Source organism: Streptomyces sp. SID486 (assembly GCF_009865385.1).
Lineage (GTDB): Bacteria > Actinomycetota > Actinomycetes > Streptomycetales > Streptomycetaceae > Streptomyces.
The window spans coordinates 1-203 of sequence record NZ_WWJT01000468.1; the positions used below are offsets into that span (position 1 = coordinate 1).

1 protein-coding gene is annotated in these 203 nt (G+C 70.9%); it reads right to left on the minus strand.

The window, feature by feature from the left end; translation table 11 throughout:
* On the minus strand, nt 1-203 hold a 203-nt coding region (locus tag GT045_RS21960; RefSeq protein WP_161335177.1), incomplete at both ends, for an AMP-binding protein.

Below are 203 nucleotides of genomic sequence, written 5' to 3' on the forward strand. Positions count from 1 at the left end.
TCGTCGGTGATGAGGAGGCGGGCGTCGGTGTCGTCGAGGATGTGGCGGATGCGTTCGGCCGGGTAGCGGGTGTCGAGGGGGACGTGGACGGCGCCGGTCTTGGCGAGGGCGAGGACGGTGGTGATGGTGGCGATGGAGCGTTGCAGGAGTACGGCGACGGCGTGGCCGGGGCGGATGCCGTGCTGGATGAGCTGCTGGGCGAG